This is a genomic window from Citrobacter gillenii, assembly GCF_013337685.1.
Lineage (GTDB): Bacteria > Pseudomonadota > Gammaproteobacteria > Enterobacterales > Enterobacteriaceae > Citrobacter > Citrobacter gillenii.
Map to the genome: position 1 here is coordinate 14,371 of NZ_SUQN01000005.1, position 21,282 is coordinate 35,652.

Here is a 21,282-nt window from a genome sequence, read left to right on the forward strand (position 1 = left end):
ACATGTATCAATGAAACTATCGCTGCCAGATCAATTACGCCTTACTGTCTGAAAATCATGCCATTTTCTGTATTTTTCATTCAAATTAACAATATTCAGGAGGCATAAACTGAAAGGAGCTCTTTAGCTGCCAGTTGACCAAGTGCATTGGCCGCAAAAGGACTGTCACCTGTCAGTACCTTACGATCTTTGTATACGCTTCCTTTAATATCATCATTAACAATATTCATCCCCATTTGCTTAAGTGCCTCGCCAAAATACCATGTGAGATGGCCTGGCATATAACCTATATCGGGCGTCTGCTTATCAGCTGAATCAGGGAAAGCACAAATAGAATATCCTTTTAGAGGGTTTTCACCATTGCGCAGCGAAAGGAATGCTGCTGGGCCATGGCAAAGGGATATGACGAAGCGGTCATTGTTCATGAACCAGCGAAGAGTATCGGCTACTGCGCTGCTTTCTGGCAGCCCAATCAGTGCGCCGTGGCCACCAGGAATAAACACGGCAGCGTATTCATTTTGCTTGTTCAGGCTATTCAATATATCAGACAATTTTTCAGGATTTTGGAACTTGTCTCTATACTGGCTGAAAAATGGCATAACTTTCTCATCCTTATGCGGCATGGCCCAGTATTCGAACTTGGTCATGTAACCTGAGATTGTCGCAATGTCAAAATCAAAACCAGCGGTATGCAGGTGATACATTGGAATAAGCGTTTCAACAGGATGGTTTCCCGTTGAGAACAGAGCCCCGCTATCAGTCATCAGGTAACGCTCATCCGCAGCGATGACCAGCACTTTCTTCCCTCCCATACACTGTTTGGGATAGTCGTAGTCACTAAGATCAGATACGGGGCTGGTAAACTGACTAAGGGAATAGTCAGAGGGGAAAAATGCGTTTTCTTCAGCATGATCCACTTTCGGATGTTTACTTGTATCATTTGTCATTACGTATTCCTCGTTGATTGGTGTTAACTCTCTTTCTCGGGCCTGAATTCGCCGTTTATAAGGGCGACCAGGATAGCCTGAGTAGTGGTAGTCTCTTCCATACGGTTGCGTACGTATCTCAGGTGGTTTGCTACAGCATGCGGAGACATTCCCAGTAAACCAAGAACCACTTTAGCTTTTGATGACTTATACCCCCAAACTAAACGCTCCTTTAATACCCATATTTCCGAATACAGGAATCATATGTCGTGCAAAATGCCACTAACAAAACCATGACAATCCAATAACTTTAAAAGTGGTTTTATGTTCCTGTTTTATGCCAGGTGAAATAATTTGATATTTTTATAAATATATCGATTTAACTGTAAGTAATTCATATGATTTTGTCACAAAAAACGACTTCACTTCAGCCCGGAGTATGCGTCCAGTGAACGACCTCTTCATGAACGAAACCGAGAAAAAATAGGCTACAGTCACAACCACACCGTATAGTAACTTCTCTCACATGCTGTTTCAGAGAATAGATCTTCTTGCACCTGAAGAATGGTATCCAAAGCTATCCTGATCACCCCTGAATGCAATAGTTGTTTATACTAGGCGCATGACAGAATCATAAAATGAGAGCTATCCCTTATTATCATGACTTCAGTGGAATTTAAATTTGCGTTGAGGTAGCGATATCGAGGCGTTGCAGCTCGTCAATCGTGTAGATGCGAAACACATTCCGGTGGCGGGTTTCCAGTGGGATGTGTTGATGATTCACGATGACGTACTGGATGCTGTCAAACAGCCGTTCAAGACCGCGTTTTTTTTGCGGGTCTGGCACAATATAAAAAACGTAGATCCAGTCTTTACGCGTTCGGGCCAGTAAATGACTGGCGATGATCGACTGGTAGCGGGCTTTGGTTTTCAGATGGCGCTCGGTCTCGATGGCGATCACCGTGCCGCCGGGGAGGGCAATTAGCCCGTCCGGGCGGTGACTGACCTGATAACGGCTCAGGAAAGTTGTGCGATCGCCATGTACCCAGCCGGATGCGCCTTTTTGCTCAAGGATGATCCGCGCCACCTGATTATCAAGGTGGTGCTCCAGTGTCCAGCCTGTGATTTTTGAAGGCTCAAACCGGGCCGGGAAAATTTCATCATCAGGCTGTATTACGAGCGCCAGCCCGTCGTTGGTTATTCCCCACAATGAAATTTTCTTCGTACGTGATACCAGGACGTGTTTTTGTATTAACCCCATTCCTTCAACTTTTGAAAGCAGGGAATACAGTGATTTATGATCCCTGAAGCCGAACAGCAGCATCAGTGTTTTAAAATCACTGTACGTTTCTTCTTTCAGGAAATTCAACAGTCGTATTATCTTCTCGCGATGTCGGGTCTGGCGCTCGCGGTATGCGGTGATAAGCATCATTTCCCCTTCTAAAAGTTCAGTAACGAGGGATGATCCTCTTTACCTGCACTTGTTGTTGTGTGTTTCTCGTCCGGCTTGTCAAAAAAGAGATCGGGTTGTGTTGTCGTGATAACTGATGTTGATGACGGTCCGGATGACATTTCTTCCTCGTCAAAATTCAGGGCAATGTTGACTCTTGCTGCGGTGGCGGCAACAGCGGGCGATACGGCACAGATCGCCAGTTCCCTTTTTTTAACCCTGATAGGAGAAATCAGTGAAGCAGAGGGGAGGGCTTTGGTGGTGAATATAAAACTGACAAAATCAGGCAGGTTCAACACCATATTACTGTCGATAAAGAAACGCTCGGCCTGCCTGATGGTGCGTTCTCTATCGATTGTCTCTGTCAGTACCGCATCTGTTTTCGCTTTGCGGACCTCATCATCGACTAATATGGTGCCCGACATCCTTGCCACCCATTCAGCGGTATCAGGATCCATGACACGATAAACCAGCTTGAATTTGGCATTCTCCACGACAGCACCCACTACGGCATCGCTTTTCAAATCCGCCGGGCAATCTTTTAAATCGGCAATGGATTGGTGGTCCATAATAATGTGTACACCTTTATCCCGTGCCGCACCTAAGCCTTCCAGCGCAGGCTTGGATAAATGGTATTTCAGTTCGGAAAGGTAAATAGCAATAGGGCGGGGTGTGTGGTTTACCCGGTCGCGCCTCTCTGCCAGCTGGTACAGGCGAACCAGCAGCATGCGCTGAGCGGTAATAATTTTGCTGTTGCGCATCGAGCCAATCACATAGCAGCAACCACCGTTATCAAATATTGTATTGAGGGAAAATCCTGTCGGTGCATTGATGGCATTGAGTAAGGCCAGCTCCTCAATTTTCCCGAAAAAGGCTTTTATCTTATCAGCGATACTTTGAACGTATTCCCCGTTATACACATCCCGAATGGTTGAGGTCGTATTACGGGCGACAAATTGTGCAGCTATTCGGGCTGCTTTGCGATCGTCAATGCGATAAAAGTCGGACTCTTGTCCTTTCTCTGCCAGACTGAAACCCGCGACAAAAAGTTCTTCCAGTTCATCAGCGGTGATATCGTTAATCAGGTTTAGCTGGTATGCCTGTTTCCTCAGGTCAATTAGAGCAAAGGATTTCCCTGCATCCTCGCACGCTTTCCGGTAAAGGTGTGGGGCCCACTCATCATCTTTGGGGTCCATTACAAATACACCTTCACCAGCCAAAATACTCTGATAAAGTAATATCCCGGTAGCTACCCCTTTACCGGCTCCCGTGGTCCCGATGATATCGGCATGTTGTTTTTGCCAGTCTTTTAACTGCAGGTACATCGGCTGTTTCATTCTGTTCATGCCGATAAAAATACCTTTACTCAGATCAATATAATCCTCCGGGTTATAATGCAGTGTTTCCGGTAGCAGCGATTTCACCGTTCGGACATCAGTACGTAATTCCCTTTCCAGAGTGGTTTTTCTGACAAACCGATTTTTTACTTTATCGAGTTCAGGTGTTAACACCCTGCGCAGAAGAATATGGAAAACAAAACCGGCTGCGGTACAGGTAATCAGTATCAGCCAGGAGAGGACGGTATTGCTGGTGGCTATCTTTATTCGGTATATCCACTGAAATAATTCGTTCACCACAGGCGCTATTGTGCCAAACAAAAAGCACAGTATGGAAAAAACTATCACCAGCTTTTTCCATAAAGGGGCTTTGAGTCGTTCATCGCTTTTCATCGACGCGAAGAATGGCATGGTCAGCCCCGAGAATAGCGCCAAAATAGGTTGATGCTGGTGCATAAAAACGAGCAGTCCCAGCATGCCGTCCACTATCGGCGATAGTGAAACGATCAGCTTATTTAACACCATAATGCCTCCTTTATCGGCCATTCGCCCCATGACATCGCCCCCTCAATTCGCCCCACGGTGTTGGGCGAAAAGCTGGGGTGAAAGCAGGTGCAAACATAGGTGGCTGCGGTGCAGCCATGTGCCGGTAGATAGACTTTCCGGCCCGAAACGACGTGCGCCATTTCATGCGGGCTGGACGCCCTTATTGCCTGGTGCATGGGGGTAATGTCGTGGCTGAACGCCGCGCCAAAACCCCCAGGGTCAACGGCGGCACACCGTCGCCCGCTACGCGCGACCAACCCCTTTAAGACGCGCGTTTCGCCTGTTTTTTCTCGCAAGCTCCAAAAAACGGGAACGCTGCTTTAAAGGGGTTGGTCGCGCCTGATCGGTAATATCCCCGCTGGGGCGGGAAATATTACCTGGCTTGACGGTGTGCGGGGCAAGCCCCCCACAAAAAACGGCACGTGGGCGTACCTTTTTGCTCGCTGGGGCGGCAAAATTTTTGCGGCTCCCCCGGCCTGCTTAATTCGCTGTGGGCGAATGTTCGCAGGTGGATGCGGCGCCTGAAAATTAACAATTTCTGCGAAATTGAATTTTCTGTCCGCGTTCCACTGGCTTATTTCACGGCTTAACAATTTCTCCGAAATTGAAGCCAGAAATTAGCCAGCCTCAACCCCGCCGTCTGTCAGTCTGTGGCGCTGTGAGGCATAGTGTAATGTCCGGTGGTTCACACCTGTTCGCGATATATTTCAGCCCGGCATTCCTGTTCAGCCTTTAATACCTCCCGGTAGGTTTCATCATCGACTTTCGTTCCCTGATTTTCGGCGTATCGTCTGAGTTTGTCAGCATCCTGTTCATTAAGACGCGAAAGATGATGTCGCAATAAACTGATCAGTCTACTTTCATAGATCTCATAGTAAAGGCCGCATCCCTGATTCGCGTCCTCAGAGAACTTTCTGTACACGGCTCCGACCGATATTCTGTCATGATGCATTGAGTGGATGTTGGAAATAAAAAGGTTTTCTTTATCCATATTTATTTCTCCCCAAAAAACGTACTAACATAATGGCCGGGGGTTTATTATCCCCTGAGCCTGCCAAATCTGGAGAGGATTTTATTCACCGCCTTCGGGTCGGCACTGGCACATTCTCCGAGGAAAGCTTTTCTGGCATTCAGTGTATGACCGGGTAAAAATCCGTGTTTATTCTTTTTGACGATATTAAAGAAAGTTTTTTCAGCTGAATGGCACTCACTCCCTCCACTGTTTCCGGTCGCTTTCCCGTACATACAAAGCACGACTTCGCATGGGTCAGAGGCGAAGCAATAAACAGGGGGCACAATGGCAATGCACAGCATTACCGTCGCAATGGTGGCGTATTTCATGATGAAGTCCTTACCGTAATGTCTGTACCAGTATATCGGTATATTTAATGTGAAAAATAAATATAGGTATCGCTACATGTCAGGCACTGAGTGACAGGTTGATATTCAATAACACCTTTTGCGCCATGCTGGCGAAGCCAGCTTGTTGCTGTAAAGAATGCCGTACCTGACGTTGAAGCAACAACAATATGCGTCGAATGCGCAACCGCGTAAAATACGTCGGGGGCCCAGAGTGTCTTGTTAAACTGCATTGAGTGAATGGACAATAACCATTTCCCATTAACGACTGGGGAAGGATTAATCACGGGGTTGTCATTCCATTGCGGTATACTGATATTCACTGACTCGCCCGATTTATCCCATTCAACAGATACTGGTGCGGGCGGTGACGAACAGCCGGTAAGCATCATTAAAAATAACAGTATATTGATGGTTTTCATTATGCTTTCATCTCCTCGAAGAAGGCATTACGGTGCAGTGGCCGGAAATAGATATCATTCATCCGGCGCACGTTGCCGTCTAAATCAATACTGACAATAACATCCAGACTGTCCAGCACTTTGCGTAACATAAACGTGTAAGGCAGCCGGGCGCATTGTGGGTTTTCATAACAGCGGGTAATAAAACCGTCTACCGCTTCTATTGCTGATCCCGCATGAAGGGAAGTCATACTGCCTTCATGGCCGGAGCCGGTTATTTTGAGAAAATCCCAGGCTTCACTACCGCGCACTTCGGTTAACAATATACGGTCGGGATTCATACGGTAATTCCAGCGCAGAAGACTGGCTGGCGTCACAATCGAGCCTTTTTCATCTGCTGATTCGGACGGATAGAAGAGATGGACATAGTTTTTATGAGTAAAAAAGGTGATCTCCGGATTATCTTCAATGGTCGTAATACGCAAATGGCGAGGAATAAAACCAATCAGCATCTTCATGTAGGTTGTCTTCCCGGTACTGGTTTCCCCGGCCACTGCGATAGTTTTACCGTACTCCACGCACTTCTCCATGAAACGCGGGATATCTTTGGCGGTATACAGGCCCAATAATTCCTGGTCGTGTGTCTGAGTGGTTTCTGCGCCTGTTACCCTGTTATAAAAACCGGCATCAATGTAGCTCTGGTGGGGAATTTGTACCTGTGACGGCTTTCGGATAGTTATGGATACGGTGTTGCGCTCACAGGCCGGAGGGACAATAACCTGACAACGTTCGCCGGATTCCAGCGTGGCTGACAGCCCCGGTTTGATATCTTCAATATTGTCGCCGTGATGCTTTGCCAGGCATCTGGCGAAGTTGTAGCACCCCTCATAATCCAGCGAAACACTGTGTAGCTCCCAGATACCATCAATTTTGGTAAATAGCTCGCCCGGGCGGTTGACGGCGATTTCTGTTAGTCCAGGATGAGCAATAAAATCGCCAAAAAATCGCTGTGTATAGCGATCGAGAGAGATGTTTTTCATGTGATATCCTTGTATCGGATACATTTATGGAGGGAGTATGTCGAAGACGAAAGTACTGTTCGCTTATTGCCATGAACTCGGGCGCTGTTTGTCCATTGATGAAGCGCGAACGGAATTTTTTTCCAGAAAGCCGGAAGAAAGGAAGCGGTTCACTTTTTCATGTAGCGATCGCAACTGTGATGTCACCATTAGCGGTGTTAACTATCACGTCAAAGCTGAAGATGGTGAGAAATTCAAGGCTGCGCACTTCCGTTCACCTCATCCTCACAAGTTCGGATGTGAATGGCTCGAATTCACCGAGGATGCGGATCAGGACCGGAGTCCAGACGAGTCAGAGGCTGATTTCACAGAACGAAAAGCAAAGCAAAAGCTGACGGACTATATCAACTGCTTTGACCCTTCAATTAATGATCCTGATGGCGAACCATCCGATCCTGTGAAGCTTGTTACACCTGTTCACACAAGAAAAACGGTCGGGGATGATGATAAAACGGGGACAAATGAAGAGCCCCGCTGGAGTCGCTACACGCGAACCAACCAGCTTCAGCGACTTATCGATACATGGCAGGAAGCGAAAGAAACGCTGCCTGAGGATGAGTTCAGAGCGTTGAGACTCAGGATCATGCACCATGATCAGGTCTATCTACATGAATATATAACGCATATACAGCGTGGATTGGCTAATCCGTATTCGGGCGTCATCTATGGCGGTGGAACCCTAATGCATCGGTATGGTCGGGGTTTTCTGATTAATTTCTTTGATAAACATGAGGGGAAGCCTGTTCGTCTGTATGTCAGTAAAGATCTGATGGCGAAAGGGCGGTTTGGTCATTATATCGATGAGATTCTGGACACTAAAAACGTCAGATATTTCCGTATATTTCTACTCAATCCGGTTGTTTCCGAGCGGGAAAACAGCACAGGAAAAAGCGTTATCAACCTTGAAATATCAAAGCTGCGTCAACTGGCGATTTACTACGAGCTGAACTCCAGCAGGGAAGATGAATCTTCATCGGTGGAGACGGAGGGGGAAAGCCCGGCGTAGCGGGCTAATGTCGTCACAAGAATGAGTATATCGGTGACGTCAGGCAGCGATATCTGCTTATGTGCCAGCCGGATATCGTCCGGGGAAAACGGCGGTGCATCTAAAGGGCCTTCACTGATGGTGATACAGAACGTTTGTCCTTCACCTGAGCCAATACTGAGCTCTGCCAATGCGCCGCTTGCACGATAGCATGTCATGACTATTCTTCTGATTCCGGTAAGGTGTGACAGTAAGTCGTTGACGACAGCATTGCTGAAATCGTCCCTTACGATGATGTCTGTCGCCGTGACAGCAAACAAAAACTTTCGATTATTCACTCTTCATCCTCAGCGTGTAGATGCCTGAAAAATCAATATCCTGCCCTGTGACCAGGTTGATGATTTCACCCTGATTTTTGTAGAGAGTCGGTGGGATATTAATGCTGTTTTCCAGCGTAGTACGTGCCATATCCGCCATAGCCTGACGGCTGTTTTCTGTATAGTCGGTATTCCGATCTTTCTGACCGGCGCTGTTGGATGCCCATGCGCCAATATCGGGGATCATACCGACCAGCAATGCGCCTCCAAATCGCTCCCTGAAATGCGAGTCGATCCAGCCATCAACGCCAGCCTCGCCAAGCTCTCCGGCAGCACTCGTATCGACCAGCGGAATATCAAGGAAAGGGGGCTGGCGGGTACGCAGTTTCGTGATGATGATGAAGGCGCGTCCCTGTCCATGCGTCATTCCTGTTTCTGCGCCAGTCTGGTACGTCCCCGTGGCGGTGGTCCCTTTTTCTATCAGCTTTGTATTACCGCTGGCGCTCCAGATGTCTTCGGCGATCGTGCAGCGGATTTTTCCAGCCCGATCTGAGACAAAACGGTAATCCAGTGAGCAGGGAATAGCGGTATTTTCCGGCACGTACAGATCGGGATTATAAGGAATTCGCCGGACCGCTGTCGGGGACTGTTCCGGCTGTGGCGACGAGGTGTTTAGCAACTGACCGGTATCAGAAGATTGTGTCCCTGACGGCTGCCTGGCTGAGGATACCTGCGTCATTTCCTGATGCCGGGTCCGTACCGGATTTCGTACCGCTGAACCTGAACCCTCCCGGCGCACCAGAAAACGGGCTTTATCTAAGTCGGGCAGAGCCTCCGATCCGTTGGGTGTCGTAATACCAGGGTTGTTGTCCGCCGGTTCTGGTGTTTTCGCGTCGATATAGTGCGTACCCAGATCGGTACGCTGTCGAGAATCGGTCCGATCTGCCGGGGCCACAGTTTCCTGAGGCTTTTCTTCACCTGGCTGCCAAAGAAGATTGTGGAATATCCAGTTACCCCCCCACGCCAGTGCAATCAGGGCAACGGCAGCGAATGCCAGAAAAGCGGTGGCTTTCCCCTGCTGGCGCTTTTTCAGTTTATTGACAGCCGGCTGTATGGGATCGTTATTGTCATCATCCTGCCAGGTGTGAAGCACAGCTTCACGCTTTGCGCGGGCCTCGCGCTCAAGCGCAGCAATATCATCATCCTTCTGTGTCGGACAGGATCGGGATTCATCTGGCACAGGATGCAGATGTTCGTCATTCATGTGTACAGTTCCTCAGCTGCTAATGGGTTGCGGTTTTTTCCACTCGCTCAACTTGCGGGGAGACTGTGGCACCATCTGCGACCTGAACCCTGCCGAAACCACGATTTTCCAGGCCGACCACAGCGCCACCGGAACGCAGGACCAGACGGGGGGTAACCTCCTGAATAACCAGTACGGTGAAGTTGCCTTTCCTGCGGACACTGCTGTTAACCACATGCTCCTGGCCGTTTAGCTCTTTCGTCAAAGAGGGAATGGATTTAGCTGGGGAAAAGCCCACGAACGTAAAGCGACCATCGTCATAGGCGAAGTCCGGAACGATACGTGTGCTATTGCTCCCCGGATATTTGAGATAGTCCCAGTTTCGTGGCGTCTGCGCGGCGTTAAGAGCCTGCTGGATATCGGCCTGCTGTTGTTTCTGCTCCCGTTCCCGCGCTTTGGTTGTGACTTCACGGCCCGCTTTTTCGTGTGCTTCATCGGGATAGCGATAACTCACCTGAAAAGCAGGCTGCTGTGATGATTTTTCATCGATGACGTTTAGCTCGACGTTATACAGCCGCCGAGTGGTAACGATTAGCATGTTGGTATGCCAGTCGTGACTGTTGGGAGGAATGACCACCTGCGCTGTATTACCGTCCACTCCGGGGGCACCCTGAATCAGGGCTACCGGGCGGATACTGACCCGGTTTGCGTCTGTTGTGGCTTCCCATGCGTCCTCAAAACCTGGTTTAGCACTGATAACCGCTTCGTCATTGTCAAAGATGAGCGTGGTTACGAAACCGGGTCGGGTATTGACGACAGTGACGTTAAACGGGTTATAGACAACCTGCTGGAGACGGGCGTCGTAGCGGCTTGCTTGTGGTATTGCAGCACCCCAGGCTATACCGCACATCGCCAGTGCGAAAAGGATGATAATTTTCATTATTCAGCTCCTCTGATTTCACGATCTGCCTGCCAACTGGTCACCGTAAAACCGAACGGGTTAACTTCCCGCTCTGTATCGCTCATTTCCTTACTTGGGTCGGAGTGGAATGTCAGGTGGGCATCCCAGTATTCTGTACGCGTACTACTATCAGCGAGGTGGCGGATAGTTTTTTTGTAACGGAGGGTGGCGACTTTATCGGGGGCAGTGCCTTCGGTGATCTGATTAGACAGGATGTCGATATGTACGGTGTGGGCCTCATTCTGGTACACCTTATCCGGGGCGTCTTTTCCTGCATAAAGTGCCAGATAATCATCATTAACCTGAGGGCTGTTATAAACCTGTACCGTTGAATAATCGTCCTGTAGGGCAGGGTAAATGTAGCGTTCACGCACTCTGACGTAACTTGAGGTCATCGCCTTCTGATAAGCTTCTTCCGCTGTCAGACTCGTTTTTGACGCTCGGGTGACGTGTTCCACCCGTCCGGTATGATTATCTACAGCGTACAGCTCGATAACTGTCTGTTTCAGCGGTAATAGCAGCACCACAGTGGTGAGTGCCAGTATGGCAATGAGTAAGCCCGTGCCGCCAACCATAAACCCGGCCTTCGTGGCGCGTTTGTCCCGCTCAATCATTTTCTGCTCAAAGGTGCGGGAATCTGCAATGACTGACTGTTCACTCATGATTGTTTAACTCCGCCATCATCTGAGGCGTGTTTACCGGGATGCCATGCCCACTAAAGGCCAGGGGATGGGGAGACTGTACACAGCCGTTAAGCGCGCACAGTAAAATCAGCGCAATCAAGCGTTTCATGGGATGTTTCCTCAGTGGGTTGGATAGAGGGTAGTGTTAGCGCCGGGGGGATTGACGGAAATAGTATGCAAGGGATGACAAGTTTAACGATGGAATTTCTGAACGGTTGTTTCTCTTGATTTAGCCAGTCGTCGGGCCTCGTTCCTGGCGATCATTTGCTCAATGGCATATTTACGTGCCTGAGCAGCTCTGTATCCCGGGCCGCTGCCGGGTTTATCTGCGCTGGCATCTCTCCAGCCCTGAAAATTGTCCTGAATTGTGCGGGTTGTCTGTTTCCCCGCTCCTGTGGCTAATTTCCCTGCACCAAACGCCGCTGCGCCTATGCCCACGGCGGCCAGTCCCTCCATGGAGACAGTGGCTCCCGCCCCGGCTAGCGCTCCGGCCAGTTTTGCGGAAAGGTATACCATTATTGCCGCGCAGACCCCAGCGAGACAGACCTGAGCACCTAGCTCCACAATATTAGATTGTGCAGATATTTGTGTGGCAATATCTAAACGGGAGTTTAAATAATTGACAACCACTCGTAGCGACAATGCAGAAAACAGAACCGTTAATATGGCTGCGAAAATATTTTGCAGCCAGTTGTTAAACATGGGACGTAAAAAGCCATACATGAGACAAAAGATAAATACGGGGGCTGTGATGCTGAGCAGCAAAACCATAACCTCTGCGATCATTGCAACAAAGGCTGTAATAGTCATTAATACGAATATCCCAAGCCAGACATAAAATTGAGCTGTGATGCCCTCGTCTTTTATGTACGTTGAATTATCCATGTCGTGTAACGTTTTGCCTAATACCTTCGCTTTATCCCATAAGCTATCCAGTAGTTGCCATATATTATCGTTGCCGGAAAAGCCCTCTTTTAAGCCATTGATAGCGTCAATGACCCCGTCGAGATAACCGCTGACATTGGCCACAAAGGACAGGATGATGGCCATCCTTATGATGTCCCACATGACGTCCTCCATGGGTGTGGACAACTTACCTGCCAGGCTCTGGTATCCACGCCACATGATATAAAGTGTCGCTGACGTTGCCGCCAGTCCCAGCATCATGGCGGAGTATGACATCATCAGTCCCTTTGTTGCGTCGGTGACTCCCCCTATCAGGTGTTTTTCAACACCGATAAATACACCACCAGGCATATTAACCTCACTATGAATTCAGGTTGGGGGTAGGGGCATTTAACTGTTGAATCTGAAAATGAGCTTCATTGGCATTTTTACAGTTTTCAGAGGCATCGCCGGTTTTCAGGCATTTTTCATACACTGGTTTCAGCTCATCGGGATGATCTTTGTACCACTGGGTCGTTTTGGTTTCGTCTCTACAGCCGCAAATGATGAGGAATAAAATGGACAGGAACGAAAGGGTTAATAAACGCATGTGAAACTCCTTTAGCGGTTTAAATCGGGGGTTGGTGCAGTTAACTGCTGCTGGTTCCACTGTTTGAGACGCTCATCCTCCAGCACTTTCCCGCGTTTTTCTGCCGCCTTCACACTCATTTCCCATTGATCAGTGAGCGTGTTCAGCATCACTGATTTCAACTGAATACTGTTGGCAAGGTCCTGTGACTCCTTTGAGTCTTTAGAGAGTGCAATCCGGTTTGAAAGATTATTGATCTCACCCAATGTCTGGCTGACCTGATCCTGGATCTCGTCAGTCTGCTCAAACTGAATTGCCTTATTGATAACCTGTTGTTTGCAGATATCGGCATAGCTTCCGGACTGCGCCGCGTTGCACGTATCGAAAACCCGGTACTTTGCGTATAGCGCATCGAACTGCCCGGCGATGCCACCAGAAAGTAGCAGGTCGTTGAGTGTCTGACCCGGCTTACGCAGTTTTTCCAGATCTGATTTAAGACTCTTCGCCTGATCAACGAAATCAACAATATTCCGGACACCGGTGGCCGTTGCTAACTGGTCTTTATATGCCTGAATTTGGCTCTCATAATGCTGCGCTGTTTGTATCCAGCGTTGTGCCTCTTTCAGCCATTCGAGCTCACGTAGTGGGTCAGCATCCACCAGAACAGGGATACCTGCGTGTGCCAGCGGGTTGATGATCACACACGCAATAATTAATGCATGAAAACGCCGTTTCATCATGAATCTCCTGTGGGTTTTCAGAGTGCCTGAGCCAGGTAGGTATCCAGCCATTCATCGGGCTGCATCCCTTCACGGTAGAGAGAGTCGAAGATTTCCAGGTTGTCGGCGCTGCCGCTCATGACTTTTGTGTACTTGCCGATACCGGAAAGATCGAGCGTCACACGTGCAGCAAAACGCTTTATGTCGCCGCGTCTATATTGATTTTTTACCACTACATACTGGCGGGCCTGCGGATCCAGGGCTTTCACGACGTCGAACACCTCCGGTTCAAACTTCATTCCGTCGACATAGTGTGCCCGGTCGGCACTGGGGTTAGCTGCCAGAATCTGCGTCCCACACTGCTCAATCACGGCGGGCGCAATTTCATCCCTGATGATCTCCGCCGGGGACTGGGTTCCTACAACCAGCATCCCGTTTAGCTTACGGATAGTTTTCAGCCGGTTATAGGCAAAATCCTTAAATACCGGATCACGTAGCCATTTCCAGAACTCATCCATGAAGATAACCAGTCGACGTCCGTCGAGTAGGCTGGTAATGCGGTATAGCAGATAAAAGGAGATCGGTGCGCAGATATTCGCATCGTCAAGGAACTCTGTGCCGTCAATGCCAAAGTTATCGCAGCGATTGATATCGAAGGTGTCTGATGCGTTATCAAACACCCAGCCAAACTCGCCACCCTGCGCCCACTGCGACAGGCGAATACTCAGGCCATTCTCCTGGGCTTCTCGGGTCGCAGGCTCCGGAAGATTCTCCAGTAAACGGGTGATCCCATGAATACGGTACTGTGGTTCATTACCGATCACCGCCAGTATGGCGTCATTTAGACGTCGCTCATTGCGGGGCGTGATGGTCGCACCGTTACGCGTACACAGCAGTTTCATCAGCTGACTGATAAAACTGATATTGCGTTTCGTGGGCGATAGCGAAAATGGGTTCCACCCGGTGGGCTCGCCATGTGTAATACGGTAATAACGGCCTTGCAATGCCCGGATATTCATTTCAGCGCCACGATCCTTATCCAGATAAACGGTTGTCAGTCGTTTGGTTTTTGCGTCGGGAGAAAAACTCTCCGTACGGCTATATTTCTGCTGCATGTTTTCCAGAAACGTCATGAGCATGGTTTTACCCGAACCGTTGGTACCGAGAATGCAGGTACTGGCTGGATTCTTCTCGTTGAATTCATCCTTGTCCGCCAGCGTATTGTGAAGGTTCAGATAGTAGCCATCCCCTGATGGGGCACGCAGTAAGGCCATCGCATCCCCCCAGGGCGCATTATCGCGCTTGCCGGGATAGAAATTGTGTAGCGAAGCCAGCTCGACAAAATTCTGACTGCTCAGCTCACCCTTGCGGGGCCGCAAATGATAATTGCCGGGCAGTTGTGCCATATACCCGGCTGAAAGCGAAAGCGCGGCGGGAACCGATATAATGCCGAGGTTGTTCAGGGCATTGCTGATTTCGCTGGTATCGGCTACCAGACTATCCAGCGTGTGGGAAAACACCATGATGGAAAAATGGTGTTTTCCATACGCAATTTTTCCCGATGTCAGCAGGTCAAGTGCCACATCCAGATCAAGCCGCTGTGACACCGCATCATCATCTGAACTCATTAACAGACGTCGGGTGCGTTTGATGGCCTTCCGGGCTTCTTCCCGTGACATGCAGGTGTAGGACTGTGTGATGACATAATCGCAGGGGGCATAAAGCAGCGAATCCATCATCCCAGTCGCTGTTTCTTCAGGGAACTCTTTAACTTCCAGACCCCGGAAATACTGGGTGCCGCCGGCATGGTTTATCTGTCCAGACTCCCCGGAGAAAAACAGCGCTGCCGATCCCATGACCGAATATGCAGGAGCACGGGTGACGCGGATCCTACGCCATTGGTGCGTCAAGAGGTACTCGTAAAAAGATAACTGGGAGGAGAATACCGCCTGTTCTTCGCTGAACGTACCAAGAGAGTGTGCGGCGTAGCGTGACAGAGCGGTATCGAGGGTACCTTTAATTTCCAGCATCTCCTGTAACGCACCGTCAAGCTCTTTCAGTTTCTGGCCGTCTTTCATACGCCGGTGTCCGGCTTTTTCCAGACTGGCAAAAGGGCGGTAGCAGGCAGTCAGGAACAAGCGGTTACGGCGAAACGGGTTAGCCTCCAGCGAGGCATAATACAGACGGCTGACTTCATCAGCGTAAGAGTTGCCGGATACCTTATGTAGCGAATCGGTAAATGGCTCCCTTACGTTATGGATATAGAAGGTGACCGGCATCCCCTCGAAAGAGCGGATAAGTCCGTGCAACTGGTTGCGGTCAATATTGAGCGTTTCTTCTGATTCACAATCGAACGGAGTGCCCGTCAGTTCCCAGGTACAGTAGAGGTCACTATTGGGTGAGCGGACGACATGTTGATGAATATGCGATGAATACGGAATGTATTTCCTGAGCGTGGCACTCTGATTCAGTTTCATGACGTTGAGAAACTCCGTGATATCAACAGCATCATGCTCAATGGGCATAAATGCAGTTGCGCTAAATAGACGGTTTGCCGCAGGTTTTCCTCTTGCCCTGAGCCAGACGGCTATCAGGCTGAACCGCATGGGTTCATTCCTGGTGAGCGATTTCATCAGCAGAAATTCAATCGGAAGTAGGGCAAGGAAAGCGACGGAGGTCCAGACAGCAATGATGATGGTGATACCCGTGACAGCAAGTAGAGGCACCATCGGCACCCCCCATAGTGCCGCCGGACGTTTCATTGCCTTAAGCAGCTTTGCCATAGATAACCTCTCAGCTCATCAGCAGTGCGCCGATTTCACTGCCTCCACCAATCAGGATGCCGCCAATGATGATGTAGGCGCACTGGGACAGGCTTTCGCCTTTCCAGAGTGTCTTGTAACCTACCCAGATCACGGCCACGGTAATGGTGATGGCTGCCAGACCATTAAGGCCGGTGGCGACTTTTTCCATCACGGTATTTGCGCGTTGAAAGCCGTCGGCAAAAACCGGGGGTACAGAACCGACGATGAGTGCAAATGCGGAAACAGGACTGAAAGCGGCCTTAAGTATGCGGCAAAGTGTCATTATTCTTTCTCCTCACGGGGTGACAGGGAGAGGCTCCGGCGCAATGACGGCGTAGAGATCTTTTCGAGGGCAATTTTCTTCTGGCGGAATTTTGGGGGGACGCCACGAACCACGCCCTTCGGCCAGATCACGCAGGGACGTAACTGGTCACCTGCAGGCGTAGGCTTCAGGAACGGCGGGGATGTCAACTTATCCTCGTGGGTTCCGGGTACGGCATAGTGGGGAGCTGCAGCGTAACCAATCCGTTGCACATAGCTGGTTCCGGAAAAAGCCGCTTCCGGCTGTTCTCCGGTACGGAAATTGCCGGAGTAGTAGCAGCTCAGTGCTCTTTTCAGCGAGCCGCCGCGTCGGTAACAGTCGTTGAGGATGTATTCGAAAACAGACAAATTGGTACAGGGATCAAGCAGGTCAGAGGCTGTCACACTGTAATGATGGAAATTGGTGCTGGTAATTTGCATCAGCCCCACAGAGTAACGGCGGCTCTGCGCCACAAGGCGACGTATGATTCGCTCTGCTCTTTCCCGGCTGGTGGGCTGATGAGAAATGATTTTATTGTGATTGAAGGTGCCTGAGCCCCTTGGGATAATTTCTGCGATCGCATAAGGGTTAAAATTGGACTCCACCCTTACGACGTCGAGTGCTGTGGACGGATGAATGCTGGCGGCACACTGCATGGCCACCGCCAGAAAGGCAGATGTGGAAAGCATAGTAGCCTCGGGAATGCGGGCAGCGTACATAGCTAAAGAACCATGCATGCTGAGGGAAACTAGAAGGGTTAAATATGTGGTTTCGAGATAGTGAGCGCTTTAGGCCGGACTGCCGAAACCATAATAAAGAGTGTCATGGGATATTCTTTACAGGAATTTTGATTCGGATAAATGCTGCACTAATGTTTTTGCGATAGATGTTTTATTTCAGCGTATCTGTTGAAAATTCCAGAACGACATAAAATATGTCACTTGGTTTTATCTGGATAGTTCTGTAATTAAAATAATAATAAACGGGTCACATCCCAATTCTGCATTCCGATTTCAACGGGTCAGCGAGAACATTCAGCGGCACACTGAATTAAGGTTGTGTGATAGCCTGATATAAATTATTAAAGAACGGTGCTCAACCAAGGCTGAATAAATTCCTAACTGTCAGGTCGATGAGCAGAAACACTATCAGGATGAATTTAATTAATATAAATTGGAATGATAAAGTGAAAATGAAATGCTAAGAGTTTTTTGGAGATGAACTTTAGCAGTGTAGGGGGGGGAGGGGAGATATAATCGGTGATTGTGTTTTTACTAATAGTGAAATATAAAGACGTGCGAGGTGTTAATTCCCTGCACGTCTTACTGTTAACATTAGCGTTTACGTCGTTCAAGCATTTCCTGGCATTCTCTACACGTTGTTACTCCTGGCAGAGTGTGCCTCCGCTTTTCAGGAATTGGTCTACCGCAGAACTGACAGTGATACAGGGAAGGTGTTGCTGCTGGTTTGAAACGGCTTTGTTCAATCATTTCCTCCAGACGTTGCTCATTGAATTCCTGGTCGCGATCAACTTCGTCAGGCATATCATGTCCTCCTGTCTGTCCTTCCCTGCTCGCAAAATGTGATTCGGTTACACACAACAGTGAGTGAGGGGGGATTGGGCTCTGAGGCTAACTCTTCGGTGATCTGCATCATGATGTTAATTGCTTCATTAGCATCAGGACTTTTCACTTTTAACGCCTTCCATCGGCACCATATTGTGGCATCCATGGTTTCATCAGGAAGAGGTGAGCGTCCATACGGTACAGATATGCCCTGTAATCTGCGGTTGAAACAGACATCGTTGGAAGTAAGACCAAAATAATGCTTTAGTAATGCTATAGATCCACCTAACCGGATCGCCCGATTAATTTGCTGATGATGCTGGGTTTCAGTACGTGCTCTTTCCAGCTGTTTGCGTAAAATGTCATGGTGAATTTTGACTGTAATAAATGATGCGCGAGAGTGGCAGATACTCAATAATGCATCAAGTGGTAACTGACTGATTTCGTTTATTTCTTCAAGAGTAAATCCAAGTGTTTCACCGTAAGATAAGTCACCATCCTTCAATGCATAAATTACATCCGTGAGTACGTAATAATTCAGCAAGGGAAACATAAGTTATCTCTCTTATCTTAGCGGTTAGCTAATTTACGATTAATCCATTCGTCAATCTCCGACTCGAGCCAGGCTACGCTGGCTGGGCCGATTTTTATTGAGAGTGGGAAACGCTTGTCTTTCATATACAGATAGATTTGTGAGCGTTTAAGACCTGTTTTTTGCTCGACCTGTCTGAGGCGTAATAATTGATGAGATGGCATTTGTTCCTCCAGGGGCTTATGGCATTGCTATCATAAAGGAACACAGAATGATGTTTAGATAAAGACAGTGAACCCGTATTACGACATTATTCACCCGTAATACGGATCTCAGAGCTATATACACGAAGGATGTACTACTTCACCGTAGTTTTAAACGATAAAGGGGAGCCACGCTCCAGCGCCGTTTTTAGCGTATCACCGCTGAGATGATCGGTGATACCATCAGAGATTGCCCATTCCTCAAATATAGACAAGAGTTTGTAGGGTTGTTTCACCAGAGGGCGTATATCATCATTATGATAACAGGCTAGCCAGAACAGCCGGGATAAGGGCGTAGATATTCTCGTCGGAGATAACTTGGGGTTTTTGTCACTGGTTAGCTTTTCTATCAATCTCTCAATTTCAACACATTTGATAACGAAACAAGCATCTTTTGGCAAGTCATGCATTGGGAAGTAGCATGGATCCGCATAGTCCCGCTTTTCGTTCCGCAAGGAAGACTCTTTTATTATAGAGGTGGTTTCATTCGATAAGTATTTTATCTTGCTCTGAATTTGTTCTTTCCAAGATATTTTATTGAAAAGTAAGAAAAGTTCATTTCCACTCGTAACAGTGATGCCAAAATTAATGGTGTCAGGATTATCAACAGGTAGTGGCATGCTGAGCGAGTCTGCTAGATATCTTTGTATGATAATGTATTCAAATCCAAATAGGTTTGTGTCCAAAATATTCCTGCGAGATGAAAAGTAATCACCTTCAGTAGATATGATAAGGTTCCTATTATTTTTGAAACAATGCTTATCAAGAAAGCAGAGTCTCTTTAGTTCTGAATTGTCCAAGGAGGATATTTTTACTTTTTCTCCATTTTTAGTTATTTTTCGTAATGTTACCGGAGACTGGAAGTAAATGGATAGATTTATTTGCCCATACAGTGCACAGCGATATATTGTACTTTCTGTAATTGAAGTGTCGAATGTCTCATTAATCACTTGCACAGCTTCGTGTATTGTTAACCAGTTTTTTGCCATAAGCTTGAGATTGCTATTCCAGGACATAAGTGATTTTCCTTCATTTATTTTCTTTGGCAATTATCTGATGCCATAAGTTAATTGATTGCTATCAATGTGAGAAATACCTCAGCGTTTATAGACATGCGAGGTTCAGAAAAATAAATTATCTTATTGATATTTCTTCTTAAAGCTTGTAAGTGGTAGTCGCCAATGATGCAAGGGAAAGGGTCTTTATGGGCATATATCCTATCCGTTAATTTCAACAATGTTCTGTTGTCCAGAGTCAGAATACATCTAACTCTGGATACGTTTTCACCAGTGATAACTTATCCCTGTATCAAGTTTATCTGCACAGTCAATCCCGGAAGGGCTATTTCTGACGTTATTAAATTTATAATCTAAAAATATCTGCATATTTTTGTTGAAGTAGTAGCTAAAGCCTATTTCTTCATAATCCAGTACTCGGGTTCGTTGGCCAGCGATTGTTTGCGTTAGGTGAGTGTAACCAATGCTGGGCTGAAATTTGTCGGTCAGCATATATTTAGCCAGGGATTCATAGCTGAAGGCGTTGGTATTATTATTGCGAGGTTGGGGGTTGATAGCATCATTACTCTGCGTGAAAACAGTGGCCAGATAAAGTTTTTTGCTCTGGTACTTGAGCCCCTCTGCGAAAGTCCGAATATTTTTTTTGTAACCGGCATTTTGTTGCTGTGAAAATGTGGTCTCGGAAGATGACGCAGCAAAAATTGCACTGAGCTTTGGCGTAAAGAACCAGGACAGGGAAGTACCAATACCATTGCCGTTTTGTTGTCTTAAGGCTCGATTTTCGTTGTTACTTTTGAACTGATATTGCATCGCTAATTTCACAGTCTGTTGAAAGACCGATAATTTTTTGCGCCACGTCATAAGATTAAGAGCTCGGCCGCGCATGAAGTTGTCAATGTAGTTATAGGACATTTCCCTGAATAAGGGAGAGCGGTCGGTTATTGAGGTTACGTCGTACAGTACCCCCCAGTTCCGGCCGATATCCAGGCTTCCCCAGTACGGGTTGTCTACACCCAGAAACGCTAGCCGGGTTGCATTTCTGCTGGCATCTGATGCACTAACCGTATATTCCCAGTGAGCATAGGTTTGCCAGTTGTGGGTAAGGTCATGCTTCCCAATCAACCCAAAATAGAGATAGCTACGATCGCCATCATCTTTGATGTTATTACTGGTAAAACGTCTCGCAATAATAGTGCCATAAAAATCGAGATTTTTACCGTCCTGGTTAAGAACGTTGACTGCTAAAGAGTAGGGTGAAAAGAGTAGTGTGATTGATATAAAATAATAGCGTAGGTAATGCAATGTCATGATAAACATCCCT

General features: G+C 47.9%; 24 protein-coding genes. 1 reads left to right on the plus strand and 23 read right to left on the minus strand.

The window, feature by feature from the left end:
* Positions 1 to 95 precede the first annotated feature (95 nt).
* From hchA to virB11, 7 genes are all read right to left on the minus strand, one after another.
* On the minus strand, positions 96 to 947 hold the full coding sequence (gene hchA / locus FCH32_RS12135) for a glyoxalase III HchA (protein WP_174360962.1): 852 nt from the start codon (positions 945 to 947) through the stop codon (positions 96 to 98).
* Between the two features lie 655 nt (positions 948 to 1,602).
* On the minus strand, positions 1,603 to 2,355 hold the full coding sequence (gene mobC / locus FCH32_RS12140) for a MobC family replication-relaxation protein (protein WP_174361093.1): 753 nt from the start codon (positions 2,353 to 2,355) through the stop codon (positions 1,603 to 1,605).
* Positions 2,356 to 2,366: 11 nt separating this feature from the next.
* On the minus strand, positions 2,367 to 4,238 hold the full coding sequence (locus FCH32_RS12145; protein WP_174360963.1) for a type IV secretory system conjugative DNA transfer family protein: 1,872 nt from the start codon (positions 4,236 to 4,238) through the stop codon (positions 2,367 to 2,369).
* Positions 4,239 to 4,944: 706 nt separating this feature from the next.
* Positions 4,945 to 5,250 carry a dpoa decarboxylase gene (locus tag FCH32_RS12150; protein WP_174360964.1) on the minus strand — a complete coding sequence of 102 codons (306 nt, stop codon included), beginning with the start codon at positions 5,248 to 5,250 and terminating at the stop codon, positions 4,945 to 4,947.
* Between the two features lie 47 nt (positions 5,251 to 5,297).
* On the minus strand, positions 5,298 to 5,600 hold the full coding sequence (locus FCH32_RS12155; RefSeq protein WP_168978387.1) for a TrbM/KikA/MpfK family conjugal transfer protein: 303 nt from the start codon (positions 5,598 to 5,600) through the stop codon (positions 5,298 to 5,300).
* Positions 5,601 to 5,644: 44 nt separating this feature from the next.
* On the minus strand, positions 5,645 to 6,043 hold the full coding sequence (locus tag FCH32_RS12160; RefSeq protein WP_174361094.1) for a cag pathogenicity island Cag12 family protein: 399 nt from the start codon (positions 6,041 to 6,043) through the stop codon (positions 5,645 to 5,647).
* Positions 6,040 to 7,059, minus strand: a complete 1,020-nt coding sequence (virB11, locus tag FCH32_RS12165) for a P-type DNA transfer ATPase VirB11 (RefSeq protein ID WP_174360965.1) — start codon at positions 7,057 to 7,059, stop codon at positions 6,040 to 6,042. Before virB11 ends, FCH32_RS12160 begins: the two co-directional genes overlap by 4 nt.
* Positions 7,060 to 7,096: 37 nt before the next feature.
* Between virB11 and FCH32_RS12170 the strand changes: the two genes are divergently transcribed.
* The gene (locus FCH32_RS12170; protein WP_174360966.1) at positions 7,097 to 8,104 is read left to right on the plus strand and encodes a hypothetical protein; all 1,008 of its coding nucleotides are present in this window, start codon (positions 7,097 to 7,099) and stop codon (positions 8,102 to 8,104) included.
* Here FCH32_RS12170 and FCH32_RS12175 read toward each other — a convergent pair.
* The 16 genes from FCH32_RS12175 to FCH32_RS12250 all read right to left on the minus strand — a co-directional run bounded on the left by FCH32_RS12175 (position 8,035) and on the right by FCH32_RS12250 (position 21,269).
* Complete coding sequence (locus tag FCH32_RS12175; RefSeq protein ID WP_244958416.1) at positions 8,035 to 8,301, minus strand: hypothetical protein; 267 nt, start codon at positions 8,299 to 8,301, stop codon at positions 8,035 to 8,037. The two genes, FCH32_RS12170 and FCH32_RS12175, sit on opposite strands and share 70 nt — an antisense overlap.
* A 112-nt stretch (positions 8,302 to 8,413) precedes the next feature.
* Entirely contained in the window at positions 8,414 to 9,664 is a 1,251-nt protein-coding gene (locus FCH32_RS12180) for a TrbI/VirB10 family protein (protein ID WP_174360968.1), read from the minus strand.
* A 19-nt stretch (positions 9,665 to 9,683) separates the two neighbouring features.
* The gene (gene virB9, locus FCH32_RS12185) at positions 9,684 to 10,583 is read right to left on the minus strand and encodes a P-type conjugative transfer protein VirB9 (protein WP_057067599.1); all 900 of its coding nucleotides are present in this window, start codon (positions 10,581 to 10,583) and stop codon (positions 9,684 to 9,686) included.
* Positions 10,583 to 11,266, minus strand: coding sequence for a VirB8 family type IV secretion system protein (locus FCH32_RS12190; RefSeq protein WP_174360969.1), 684 nt, complete (start codon positions 11,264 to 11,266; stop codon positions 10,583 to 10,585). The genes virB9 and FCH32_RS12190 overlap by 1 nt, the downstream gene beginning before the upstream one ends.
* Positions 11,259 to 11,396 carry a hypothetical protein gene (locus FCH32_RS12195; protein WP_172725524.1) on the minus strand — a complete coding sequence of 46 codons (138 nt, stop codon included), beginning with the start codon at positions 11,394 to 11,396 and terminating at the stop codon, positions 11,259 to 11,261. The genes FCH32_RS12190 and FCH32_RS12195 overlap by 8 nt, the downstream gene beginning before the upstream one ends.
* A gap of 83 nt (positions 11,397 to 11,479) precedes the next feature.
* Complete coding sequence (locus FCH32_RS12200; protein ID WP_174360970.1) at positions 11,480 to 12,544, minus strand: TrbL/VirB6 family protein; 1,065 nt, start codon at positions 12,542 to 12,544, stop codon at positions 11,480 to 11,482.
* Between the two features lie 10 nt (positions 12,545 to 12,554).
* Positions 12,555 to 12,782, minus strand: coding sequence for an EexN family lipoprotein (locus FCH32_RS12205; protein WP_174360971.1), 228 nt, complete (start codon positions 12,780 to 12,782; stop codon positions 12,555 to 12,557).
* An 11-nt stretch (positions 12,783 to 12,793) separates the two neighbouring features.
* Positions 12,794 to 13,498, minus strand: a complete 705-nt coding sequence (locus FCH32_RS12210; RefSeq protein WP_174361095.1) for a TrbJ/VirB5 family protein — start codon at positions 13,496 to 13,498, stop codon at positions 12,794 to 12,796.
* A gap of 20 nt (positions 13,499 to 13,518) precedes the next feature.
* Complete coding sequence (locus FCH32_RS12215) at positions 13,519 to 16,263, minus strand: VirB4 family type IV secretion/conjugal transfer ATPase (protein ID WP_174360972.1); 2,745 nt, start codon at positions 16,261 to 16,263, stop codon at positions 13,519 to 13,521.
* A 10-nt stretch (positions 16,264 to 16,273) separates the two neighbouring features.
* Entirely contained in the window at positions 16,274 to 16,567 is a 294-nt protein-coding gene (locus tag FCH32_RS12220) for a TrbC/VirB2 family protein (RefSeq protein ID WP_174360973.1), read from the minus strand.
* The gene (locus FCH32_RS12225; RefSeq protein ID WP_174361096.1) at positions 16,567 to 17,274 is read right to left on the minus strand and encodes a lytic transglycosylase domain-containing protein; all 708 of its coding nucleotides are present in this window, start codon (positions 17,272 to 17,274) and stop codon (positions 16,567 to 16,569) included. The genes FCH32_RS12220 and FCH32_RS12225 overlap by 1 nt, the downstream gene beginning before the upstream one ends.
* 645 nt (positions 17,275 to 17,919) lie before the next feature.
* On the minus strand, positions 17,920 to 18,129 hold the full coding sequence (locus tag FCH32_RS12230; RefSeq protein WP_122079782.1) for a TraR/DksA family transcriptional regulator: 210 nt from the start codon (positions 18,127 to 18,129) through the stop codon (positions 17,920 to 17,922).
* 1 nt (position 18,130) lies between these two features.
* Positions 18,131 to 18,703, minus strand: coding sequence for a DUF2857 domain-containing protein (locus tag FCH32_RS12235; RefSeq protein WP_174360974.1), 573 nt, complete (start codon positions 18,701 to 18,703; stop codon positions 18,131 to 18,133).
* 17 nt (positions 18,704 to 18,720) lie between these two features.
* A complete protein-coding gene (locus FCH32_RS12240) occupies positions 18,721 to 18,906 on the minus strand; it encodes an AlpA family transcriptional regulator (protein WP_057067591.1) in 186 nt (61 codons plus the stop codon).
* Positions 18,907 to 19,040: 134 nt separating this feature from the next.
* Positions 19,041 to 19,961 carry a hypothetical protein gene (locus tag FCH32_RS12245; RefSeq protein WP_174360975.1) on the minus strand — a complete coding sequence of 307 codons (921 nt, stop codon included), beginning with the start codon at positions 19,959 to 19,961 and terminating at the stop codon, positions 19,041 to 19,043.
* Positions 19,962 to 20,228: 267 nt separating this feature from the next.
* Complete coding sequence (locus FCH32_RS12250; protein ID WP_174360976.1) at positions 20,229 to 21,269, minus strand: porin; 1,041 nt, start codon at positions 21,267 to 21,269, stop codon at positions 20,229 to 20,231.
* Between the last annotated feature and the right edge of the window lie 13 nt (positions 21,270 to 21,282).

Bases quoted from the DNA above. Each gene is read 5' to 3' on its own strand.
- FCH32_RS12250 (WP_174360976.1), bottom strand. From the start codon at position 21,269: ATGACATTGCATTACCTACGCTATTATTTTATATCAATCACACTACTC.
- FCH32_RS12215 (WP_174360972.1), bottom strand. From the start codon at position 16,263: ATGGCAAAGCTGCTTAAGGCAATGAAACGTCCGGCGGCACTATGGGGG.
- virB11 (WP_174360965.1), bottom strand. From the start codon at position 7,059: ATGAAAAACATCTCTCTCGATCGCTATACACAGCGATTTTTTGGCGAT.
- hchA (WP_174360962.1), bottom strand. From the start codon at position 947: ATGACAAATGATACAAGTAAACATCCGAAAGTGGATCATGCTGAAGAA.
- FCH32_RS12245 (WP_174360975.1), bottom strand. From the start codon at position 19,961: ATGTCCTGGAATAGCAATCTCAAGCTTATGGCAAAAAACTGGTTAACA.
- FCH32_RS12145 (WP_174360963.1), bottom strand. From the start codon at position 4,238: ATGGTGTTAAATAAGCTGATCGTTTCACTATCGCCGATAGTGGACGGC.
- FCH32_RS12200 (WP_174360970.1), bottom strand. From the start codon at position 12,544: ATGCCTGGTGGTGTATTTATCGGTGTTGAAAAACACCTGATAGGGGGA.
- FCH32_RS12240 (WP_057067591.1), bottom strand. From the start codon at position 18,906: ATGCCATCTCATCAATTATTACGCCTCAGACAGGTCGAGCAAAAAACA.
- FCH32_RS12220 (WP_174360973.1), bottom strand. From the start codon at position 16,567: ATGACACTTTGCCGCATACTTAAGGCCGCTTTCAGTCCTGTTTCCGCA.
- virB9 (WP_057067599.1), bottom strand. From the start codon at position 10,583: ATGAAAATTATCATCCTTTTCGCACTGGCGATGTGCGGTATAGCCTGG.
- mobC (WP_174361093.1), bottom strand. From the start codon at position 2,355: ATGCTTATCACCGCATACCGCGAGCGCCAGACCCGACATCGCGAGAAG.
- FCH32_RS12195 (WP_172725524.1), bottom strand. From the start codon at position 11,396: ATGAAACGCTTGATTGCGCTGATTTTACTGTGCGCGCTTAACGGCTGT.
- FCH32_RS12170 (WP_174360966.1), top strand. From the start codon at position 7,097: ATGTCGAAGACGAAAGTACTGTTCGCTTATTGCCATGAACTCGGGCGC.
- FCH32_RS12230 (WP_122079782.1), bottom strand. From the start codon at position 18,129: ATGCCTGACGAAGTTGATCGCGACCAGGAATTCAATGAGCAACGTCTG.
- FCH32_RS12175 (WP_244958416.1), bottom strand. From the start codon at position 8,301: ATGACATGCTATCGTGCAAGCGGCGCATTGGCAGAGCTCAGTATTGGC.
- FCH32_RS12150 (WP_174360964.1), bottom strand. From the start codon at position 5,250: ATGGATAAAGAAAACCTTTTTATTTCCAACATCCACTCAATGCATCAT.
- FCH32_RS12205 (WP_174360971.1), bottom strand. From the start codon at position 12,782: ATGCGTTTATTAACCCTTTCGTTCCTGTCCATTTTATTCCTCATCATT.
- FCH32_RS12180 (WP_174360968.1), bottom strand. From the start codon at position 9,664: ATGAATGACGAACATCTGCATCCTGTGCCAGATGAATCCCGATCCTGT.
- FCH32_RS12190 (WP_174360969.1), bottom strand. From the start codon at position 11,266: ATGAGTGAACAGTCAGTCATTGCAGATTCCCGCACCTTTGAGCAGAAA.
- FCH32_RS12225 (WP_174361096.1), bottom strand. From the start codon at position 17,274: ATGCTTTCCACATCTGCCTTTCTGGCGGTGGCCATGCAGTGTGCCGCC.
- FCH32_RS12155 (WP_168978387.1), bottom strand. From the start codon at position 5,600: ATGAAATACGCCACCATTGCGACGGTAATGCTGTGCATTGCCATTGTG.
- FCH32_RS12210 (WP_174361095.1), bottom strand. From the start codon at position 13,498: ATGAAACGGCGTTTTCATGCATTAATTATTGCGTGTGTGATCATCAAC.
- FCH32_RS12235 (WP_174360974.1), bottom strand. From the start codon at position 18,703: ATGTTTCCCTTGCTGAATTATTACGTACTCACGGATGTAATTTATGCA.